The organism is Methylomonas rivi, assembly GCF_024505165.1.
Classification (GTDB): Bacteria; Pseudomonadota; Gammaproteobacteria; order Methylococcales; family Methylomonadaceae; genus Methylomonas; species Methylomonas rivi.
This window is the reverse complement of sequence record NZ_JANIBK010000208.1, coordinates 1-4917: the sequence shown is the minus strand read 5'-3', so window position 1 is coordinate 4917 and position 4917 is coordinate 1. Positions and strand designations below refer to the sequence as shown.

Genomic DNA, 4917 nt, shown 5'->3' with positions numbered 1-4917 from the left:
CGGCCAAAGGCCGCCTTTTTTACGCCTATAAAAATCTAACCGGGCCGGCCATCGGGGCGCGGGGCGCTTAACACGGGTAGAAACCGATAAGCAAATAGGGAAAACGCCGCCAGCCAGCAGTAACTCGACGCCAGCACAAAACCGCCGTACCAGCCCGGCAGAAGCGCCGGAAACAGCACCCGCAATAATGCCGCCAGATTAATCAACGCAAACGCAAGCGCCATAACATTAGACGCCTTAAGCGCCCTGCCGGTATGCCCCAAGGATACCCGCGCCATCATGCCCAAGGTCAAAATCCCGATACCGCCTACCGTGAAAGCATGTAAAGACAAAGACGGCAACACGATGGCATAGGCCGATAAAGCCACCAAACCGAAGCCGAGTATGACCCAACCGTAGCCCACGTATAGCACCCACAGCAAGGGCACAAACCAGATGCGGCCGTCATACCACGCGGAAACCCGCATCACGTTCAGCGCCAGCGCGGCCAGCGCGGCCAACATTAAAATCAACCCGGAAACGCCCGACATCAGCAAAATAAACACCCCCGCGCTTACCGCCACCGTGACCGCATCCAGGCCAGGATTGCGAATACAGATCACCCCGGACAAACCGCGCTCGGTAAAAAATGGAAACACCCGCCCGGCAATCACCAAAATCATCGTCACGATAAGCGCCACCAGCAGATTCAAGCCCAACATCGCGCCGATTTCGCTGTAACCCAAAATTTGCGCATGTATCAAACCGTTGCCCAGCGCCATTAATAACAACAAGCCGGTAAATATCAGGTTTTTAAAATTGCCGGTCTGCAACAAGGGCTTGCCGACAAAAAAAGCCAACGCCGGCAAAAACGCAAAATCGACGGCGGCGATCAATACGTCCGGCACCAACTCGGAATAAAAAGGCAACACCCGGCCGTAAACCCATAAAAAACATAAAGACGCCAACTGGTCCGGCCGGGTGGTTTCGGTATCCGTCCAGTTTCTGACCGCCGTCAACAAAAACCCGGCTATCACAGCGGTCGAATAGCCCAACAACATTTCGTGGGCGTGCCAGACAGTGGCCGGAAAATAGTTATCGATATGCAACGAACCGTTGGAAAGCGAATTCCAAACCGCAATCAAAGCCAGGGCAGACAGCCCGGCCAAGGCGAAAAAGGCCCTAAACCCCATGGCAAACAGCGGATAATCAAAAACCGGTTTGTTATTCATGCAACCTTTCCTCCAGCCAGTCGATTTCGTTATGCGTGAAGCCGGCGATTATACGCACTTCTCGATTAAACGGCCCCTTGGGTTTGCCTTGGTAACAGGCCAGAATTTTTTCCTTATAGGTTTGCTCGGGGTCCAAACCGGCTTGCCGGCAAAAAACGTTAAACCAATACGATCCGCGTTCGACATGCCCGACTTCATCTTGATAAATCCGCTGCAAAATCGCCACCCCGGCATCGTCGCCCAAACCGCGCAATTTTTCGATCATGGCCGGCGTTACGTCCAGCCCGCGCGCCTCCATGCAGCGCGGCACCACCGCCAGCCGCGCCAGAATGTCATCCGCCGTATCCTCGGCGTGCGTCCACAAACCCTTGTGGGCCGGCAAATCGCCGTACTCGACGGCAAAGCCCGACAAATGCCGCCGCAGCAACTCGAAATGCTGCGCCTCTTCATCGGCAATTTTGAGCCAATCCCGGTAAAACGCTTCCGGGAGGCCGCGAAACCGGTAAATAATGTCCCAGGCCAGATAAATCGCCATAAACTCGATATGCGCCAGCGCATGAAAAAAAGCCGCCTTGCCTTCGCGGGTATCCAGCCGCCGGCGCGGCATGTCGCGCGGCATCAACAACAGCGGCTTATCCGGAAACAGCGTGTCGGCAATCGGCCTGGGCGGGGCTGCGGGTTCGAACGACAACTGATCGGCTTGCGCCAATTGCTGGGCTTGATGGGTTGTTTCCAATTTGCGCGCAATGTCGGCGTCGAATAAACAGCGCTCGGCTAAATCGAAAATAGTGTTCAAGTTTTCTCCATAAATCGTCGCACTGAGCAATCAAATAGCCAAATCATCCAGCGGACTGATGACGCCCTGCCCGCCCTGATTCAAAACATGGGTATAAATCATCGTCGTTTCCAGATCACTATGCCCCAATAACGCCTGAATGGTTCGAATATCGGTACCGCGTTGCAGCAAATGCGTGGCAAAGCTGTGCCGAAAGGTATGCGCGGAAACCCGTTTAGCAATACCCGCCTGCCGAACCGCGGCCTTGATAGCCTTATTCACCGACGATTGATCGATATGATGGCGTCGAGTCTCGCCGGACAAGGGATCGACCGATAAGGAACGCGCTGGAAACACATATTGCCAGCCCCACTCTCGCTCGGCATTGGGATACTTTTTAGCCAAGGCATACGGCAAATACACCGCGCCGAAACCGTCCGCCAAATCCTGTTCGTGAATCGCCCTGACCTTTTCCAAATGATTTTGCAATAAAGGCATCAAGCTTGCGGAAAACGTGGTGACCCTATCCTTGTCGCCTTTGCCGGAACGTACGGTAATCTGCTTATAGCCGTAATCGACATCCTGCACCCGCAACCGGACAGCCTCGGTAATCCTCAAACCACTGCCGTATAAAAGCTTGACCACCAACTGCGCCACGCCTTCCACGCGCGGCAAAACCTGCTTGACCTCGTCTATCGTCAACACCACCGGCACATGGCGACTGGTTTTGGAACGGATAGCCTCGATGCGCTGGGTCAGCGGCATATTCAGCACCTGCTTGTATAAAAACACCAACGCATTCATCGCCTGATTTTGGGTGGCAGATGCCACTTTACGTTCTGTTGCCAGATAGCTTAAAAACGCTTCTATCTTGGCCTCGCTGTTTTCAAACAGCCCAGCTCGCTCATTCAGTTGATGAAACTTCACGAACTGCTTGATCCACTCGGAATACGTACGTTCGGTATGCAGCGAATAATGCTTGAGCCGCATGACGCGGCGAACATCTTCCAACAAAGTCGGCGATTTTGAACTTGACATCAGAATATTAACCGCTATAGTCAGGCGAAAATATATTATATAGGCAAATCTGCCCGAATTTATGGCTAATATCAGATTATCAAGGCACATTTGCCCGGTTTGGGAGTTATCAGGGCAAAAGCGCCTGAAAAGTCGGGTAATATCAACTTATCGGGCAGATTTGCGCGATAATCAATAGTTAGGCACCAATGATGGCAAACTTATACTTTGATGAGTCAATAAGAGATAACGGTGCATTTATAATTGGTGCAATAGTGATCTCTGAGGAAGATTTATCTTCTCGAATAAGGGCAGAGTGGGAAAGCATGGGGTTAAACCCGAATGATGACGAATATAAAAGCTCTGCTATAAAAGCTAAAAATGAAGTATCTGTTAAGCAAAGAGAGTTTATTAGTTACCTAGTACATAGTTCAAAATTAGCCTTAGCAGTATTACCAAACCATGATCGAAGACAGTTAGGTAATTATTGTGCTGCGTTAGTATTACAACTGCTTGATACCAATAAGTTAAGAAATGAATCACACGAACTATACGTAGATGAAAATGTGTTCATTGATAAAAATATTAAGACTAGGTTAGAGGACTCTAAGGTTAACTTGTATTTGAATACTGATTCAAAATTGGAAGCAGGAATACAGTTGGCTGATCACGCATCACATGCCTTAGGAGGTATGTTGCTTGAAGAAATGGGTATTGTAAAAAAACAAGTAAGGGCTGGTGAGAATTCCGGGTATCACCCTGATGAGATGCTGGATTTGGGTTTTGAGTTATGGGCTAGTCTCCGCTATGCATTGATTGGCAACAATCAGTATATTGAGGGGTTATCGCCACCGCCGGACGATCCTGCAAACCCATTCTTTATGGTAGACGGTTACGGACTCTATATAGCCGGCAGTTGTTCCGAAGAACTGGCTGCTGCTGCCAAGAAGAGATTCGGTATAAACTACTTAGGTTGCATTCACTAAATGGAAAATATGCCTAACCAGCGTATAAACTTGACCCCAAAAAGCTCCGCGGCTATCGCCGCTCTGCTTTTCGGGTCAAGTTATACTTGTCGTTATGTTTCAAAGGGCTCCTAATAAAAAAATGGAATTAGTAATCTTCTTACTCTTAATACCTGTTATTCGTGGCCTGATCTTCTTCTTTGACTGGAGGTTTATGGTAAAAGTATGCGATCAACATAATCTTTACCTTAAGGGAGTGGGTGATGACGCAGAGGAAGATGCAAAAGCTCTCTCAGCAAAAGCATCAAACTGGATAACTGAAAATAACACCGAAATTAAGCGTAGGGTAAAGAAGTCAGGTATTCAGAATCCTATTCATGGGTTTATGGAACCGAAAGGGTATGGTTTCGTCGGCCAAGAGCAAATGACCACTTTGGATAATCTTTTATATCTAAATCAGCAAATCCAGAGTAGTGCAATTGCCGTCCTAAAGAGATCTCGTGGATATTTTAAAAATGAGGCCATTAAAAGCATCAATCCTCTGTTCTGGCTTGAAACAGTGTTTTTTCTTCCAAAGGCAATAGTTTCTGCAAGTGGCATTGATGCATCATCCAAGCTAGCTGATATTGGGATGAAAATCACCCAAATTATATATTGGTTGGTAATACTTGGGGCTGTAATTGCTAATCCTGAATTACTTAAGGTGCTAATTGAAACAATTAAAACATAACGAGCAAATCCAGCCGACCCAAAAACCGCTACGCGCTTTTCGGGTCGGCTGATTTTAACGTTATATTTACAACGAACACGTATGAACTTAATGACATTAGATAGTGTTGAAACACTACACAAAGTTTTCCGATGTTATCGAAGTTATAAAGGTGTTGGGCATTTATTCCGTGGCCAAGCTAATTCGGATTGGCAACTCCTTCCTAAGGCCGTAAGGCCG

General features: G+C 48.4%; 5 protein-coding genes. 2 read left to right on the top strand and 3 right to left on the bottom strand.

Going from position 1 to position 4917, the window contains the following annotated elements:
* Positions 1–35: 35 nt before the first annotated feature.
* From NP596_RS19770 to NP596_RS19760, 3 genes are read right to left on the bottom strand one after another with little or no spacing between them, the layout of a single operon-like run.
* A complete protein-coding gene (locus NP596_RS19770; RefSeq protein WP_256617116.1) occupies positions 36–1211 on the bottom strand; it encodes an NnrS family protein in 1176 nt (391 codons plus the stop codon).
* Entirely contained in the window at positions 1204–2007 is an 804-nt protein-coding gene (locus NP596_RS19765) for a ferritin-like domain-containing protein (protein WP_256617115.1), read from the bottom strand. The genes NP596_RS19770 and NP596_RS19765 overlap by 8 nt, the downstream gene beginning before the upstream one ends.
* A 30-nt stretch (positions 2008–2037) precedes the next feature.
* Positions 2038–3024 carry an integron integrase gene (locus tag NP596_RS19760; RefSeq protein WP_256617114.1) on the bottom strand — a complete coding sequence of 329 codons (987 nt, stop codon included), beginning with the start codon at positions 3022–3024 and terminating at the stop codon, positions 2038–2040.
* Between the two features lie 188 nt (positions 3025–3212).
* Between NP596_RS19760 and NP596_RS19755 the strand changes: the two genes are divergently transcribed.
* Positions 3213–3989 carry a DUF3800 domain-containing protein gene (locus NP596_RS19755; RefSeq protein ID WP_256617113.1) on the top strand — a complete coding sequence of 259 codons (777 nt, stop codon included), beginning with the start codon at positions 3213–3215 and terminating at the stop codon, positions 3987–3989.
* Between the two features lie 121 nt (positions 3990–4110).
* Positions 4111–4698, top strand: a complete 588-nt coding sequence (locus NP596_RS19750) for a hypothetical protein (protein WP_256617112.1) — start codon at positions 4111–4113, stop codon at positions 4696–4698.
* Positions 4699–4917: the final 219 nt, after the last annotated feature.